Origin of the sequence: Protofrankia sp. Cr1 (assembly GCF_963555865.1) — a bacterium.
GTDB lineage: Bacteria > Actinomycetota > Actinomycetes > Frankiales > Frankiaceae > Protofrankia.
Window position 1 is genome coordinate 1 of the sequence record NZ_CAUVXO010000054.1, and the last position, 4,004, is coordinate 4,004.

The following is a 4,004-nucleotide window of genomic DNA, read 5'->3' on the forward strand; positions in this document are numbered from 1 at the left end:
GTCCCTGCAGGCTCTTCCTACCCTGGCCACCGCTGCCTGCCGCTGCGCCCTTGCGATGCGAGCTCCCCTTGGCCGCGCGACCGCCCTGGCCACCTCGCGCGACACCACCGCCGCCTCGCCGCTGTTGGCCGGCCATCAGCGAACTCCACCAGCGCGCGCCCCGGAGGCGTCAGAAAGCATCGTCACACGGTATACGGTCCACTCGGTCGATGGCGGATCGCCGCCCCCGATGGTCGCGTGGCCGGTGCTCGCTCGGCAGGGGCTCGAACACTGGCCTGTCCACAAGCTGACAGAAGCCTGTGCAAGCTGACAGCTCGCCGCCGACGGCAACCGCACTATGGTCAAACCGTGACGGCGAACACACCTCTGGCGGCATCCGCTGGAGCACGCACCGCCGTCGATCCAAGCATCGCCGACCGGAGCCTGCGGCTGCCTGACAAGGGCCATCGGATGCTCCGCCTGGCGGGCCGCCTGTTACACCGGGCTCAGGCGGCGAGGGCCACCACGCCCGGCCGGCTCCGGCTGTACTCGATCGCCATCGTCGGCGCACTCGCCGTGCTTGCGCTGGTGTCCGTCTCGACCATCGCCGGTCGGATCAGGACGCTCGACACCATCAGGAACAATGCGGGTCCCTCGATCGTCACAGCACAGCGGGCGCACGCGGCGTTGTCCGAGGCCGACGCCACCGCCGCCGCCTCTTTCCTCGCCGGTGGCGCCGAACCCGCTGACCAGCTCGCGGCCTACAACACCAGCATCACCGCCGCGACGGACGCCGTGGCGACCCTGACCCGTCTCAACACCCAGGCCGCGGCGGCCGAACCATTAGCCGTCCTGGCCGAGAAGATTCCGGTGTACACCGGGCTCATCGAACGGGCCCACGCCAACAACCGGGTGGGCAACGTGGTCGGTGCCGCCTACCTGCGCCAAGGGTCCCAACTCGTCCAGGAAACAATACTGCCGGCAACCGATCGCCTCATCACACTGAATGCCGACAGCCTCGACAAGGCCTACGCCGATGCGACGAGCGGACCACGCGAGATCCTGCTCTCGGCGGTATTCATCCTCGCCGCCGGCGGTCTTGTCGGCACCCAGATAATGCTGTACCGGCGAACCAACCGTGTTCTCAACATTCCCCTTGTGACGGCGACCTTCGCCGTGCTGTTCAGCCTCTGTTGGACGGCCGCGGCGTTCTCCGTCCAACAACAGCGGCTCAGCGCCGCCCATGATTCGGGATTCGTGCCCATGACCCTGCTGGCCCAGTCCAAGGTACTGGCCCTGCGAGCCCGCGTGGACGAAAACCAGTCGCTCATCGCCCGTGGTAACGGCACGCGTTTCGACACCGACTTCACCGTCGCGGTCACCCGGCTCGGCTTCGCGGTCAACGGCGGACCCCTCGCCGGCGGCTCGCTGAGCGCCGCGCTGCGCGTCGACGGGCCGGACACCGCTACCCGCACGGGCCTCGACTCCGACCTGCGGGTATGGCTCGGCGCACATCAGCAGGTCACGGCGCTGCTCGCCGACACCGGTGACTTCACCGCGGCGGGAAAGATCTCCCTCGGCGCGGGTACCGCGGCGTTCGACACCTTCGATCAGAAGGTTGACGCGGCCGTCACGGCCAGCCAGGCACGGTTCTCCCGGCAGGTGTCCGACGCGGGCGAGCCGCTGTCCGTCCTGCTCGCGGTGGCGGTTGTGACCATGGTCGTCGCCGCCGGCCTCAGCCTGGCCGGCATGCAGCGGCGCATCGACGAGTACCGATGACCGCCCGTCCCGCCGGCCGCCGGATCATCAGGGCCACCGTGGTCACGGTGGTCGGCGCCGTCATTCTCGCGGCCACGGTGGCATGCGGCACGACCCACAGCCCGCTACCCACCGACGCAGAACCACTGCCACCGGCCACCGCGGCGGCCGTGCTGGCCGGTACGACCACGGCACCCACACAGGGCTGCGGGAACCCGCGGGCGAGCCTCGTCCCACCCGACCCGATGCCCGCCCCGGGCGACATGCCGGCGGGTTCCTTCATGAAGACGATCCAGGATCGTGGCTATCTGGTCGTGGGCGTCATTCCAGACGTTCCACCGTTCGGAATCGTCAACCCCCAGACAAACCAGCTCGAGGGCTTCGACGTCGACATGGCGAAGGAGATGGCCGCGGCCATCTTCGGACCCGGTAACCCGAAGATCCGGTTTCGGGCGATCACCAACGCCGAACGCATCCCCGCCGTCCAGCACGGCCTGATCGACATCGCGATCGCCACCATGACCATCACCTGTGACCGGCGACGGGATGTCGACTTCTCCGCCGTCTACTACGATTCCGGGCAGCGGGTGCTCGTCCGTCGGGATTCGGGCTTCAGGAGAATCGAGGATCTGGCCGGCAGGAAGGTGTGTGCGGCTGCCCGGACGACCTCCATCCAGGCCATTGCCACCGTATCCCCGGCACCGATCCCCTACCCCGTCACAAATGTCGCGGACTGTCTGGTCGCGCTCCAACAGGGCGTGGTCGACGGGATATCGACCGACGACGGAATCCTGACCGGAATAGTCGACCAGGATCCCTACACGATGATTGTCGGCCCACGCTTCACCGACGAGCCGCACGGCATGGCCGTCAACAAGGATCACCCGGACTTCACCCGGTTCCTCAACGGTGCCCTGGAAACGATCGAGAAGAACGGCAGGTGGACGGAGATCTACCGGCGCTGGCTCACCGGGCCCGGCACGGAACCGGTGCCCGCACCACCCGTTCCGGAATACCAGGGTTGATCACCATGGTCGCGCCAACCCTGGAACAGATCGACGCCACGCTGACCCGGCTGTCAGCGGCGGTCGCCGCCCAGGCGGCCATCCTGATGGAGCTGGAGAGCACTCCCGGCCGTGCCCTGATCGACCCGGAACGCCTCACCGGCGCCACGCGCGAGCGGGCCACGACCGCGCTGGCCGCACTCGCGGACGCCTGGAACTGCTACCGGACCCTCACCGAGTTGCTGACGGCGGCACGCGCCGTACGTGGGGACAAGGTTCGGGTGGACGCCCGCGTAACAGCCGAGCTGGACGCGTTGCTGCACGGCCCGACCGCGGTCCCCGTGCTGGCGGGAGCACCCGCCGGGAGCCCACCACCCGCGGTCGGCATCCGCCCGACGGAGTTGGCGGATCGTACCGATGCGGCGCTTGGCTCGGTACGCGCCACCATCGACGAGATCCTCGCCGCGTGGAGCAGGCTACTGGCGATCCTCAGCGCGACAGAAGGGCAACTCGCCACCGCCGACGAGTTGGCCGCCCGCCTACGACTGGGTGACGATGCCGGCCGCACCGTCGCCCGCCGCCTGCTGGCCGAGCTTTCGGACCTGACCGCCGCCGATCCGCTGGCCGTCCCGGACAGCTTGGTGACCCGGCTTGAAGCGGCGGTGAGCACCGCGCAGGCTGGCCTCGATGAACTGGCCCGGCGGCACGACACCCTGCCCCAGGCCCTGCGGGTAGCGGCAGCGCTGCTCGAACGCATCGCCGCCCTCATCGACCGGGCGGCCACGGACGCCGACCGTGCCCGCAGCCGCATCCTGCTCCCTGCGACACAGCTGCCGCGCATGCCCGCCGGCGTCCTTGATGACGAGCGGCACGGCCTGCGTACCTGGCTCGACCGGTTGACGGCCGCAGCCGCAGCGGGCCGGTGGAAGGAAGCGAGCCGGGGTCTGGACCGCTGGCGGGAACTCGCCGACGCCACGCTGATCTCGGCCCGCCGGTTCGCCGACCGCAGCGCGGCGCCCCTGCAGACCCGCGACGACCTGCGGGGGTTGCTCGGCGGCTGGCACGCCAAGGCGGCCGGCCTGGGTGTCGTGGAAGACCCCGACCTTGCCCAGGCCTACCGCCATGCCCGCTCGGTGCTGTACACGGCGCCGACCGATCTCGACCGGGCCACCGCGCTGGTGCGGGCATTCGGCGCGGCCGTGGACCGGCGAGCCGCGGCGGGCGACGGCGAACCCGTACCGGAGGCAGAGGTAGAGGCAGAGG

3 protein-coding genes are annotated in these 4,004 nt (G+C 69.9%); all 3 read left to right on the forward strand.

What is annotated here, in order from left to right; genetic code table 11:
* Window positions 1-348 precede the first annotated feature (348 nt).
* Entirely contained in the window at window positions 349-1,758 is a 1,410-nt protein-coding gene (locus U9980_RS07420) for a hypothetical protein (RefSeq protein ID WP_322767258.1), read from the forward strand.
* On the forward strand, window positions 1,755-2,762 hold the full coding sequence (locus U9980_RS07425) for a glutamate ABC transporter substrate-binding protein (protein ID WP_322767259.1): 1,008 nt from the start codon (window positions 1,755-1,757) through the stop codon (window positions 2,760-2,762). The genes U9980_RS07420 and U9980_RS07425 overlap by 4 nt, the downstream gene beginning before the upstream one ends.
* 5 nt (window positions 2,763-2,767) lie before the next feature.
* Window positions 2,768-4,004, forward strand: a 1,237-nt coding sequence (locus tag U9980_RS07430) for a hypothetical protein (protein WP_322767260.1), incomplete at its 3' end; no start/stop codon positions are given.

Coding starts and splice junctions, on each gene's coding strand:
- U9980_RS07425 (WP_322767259.1), top strand. CDS start 1,755: ATGACCGCCCGTCCCGCCGGCCGCCGGATCATCAGGGCCACCGTGGTC.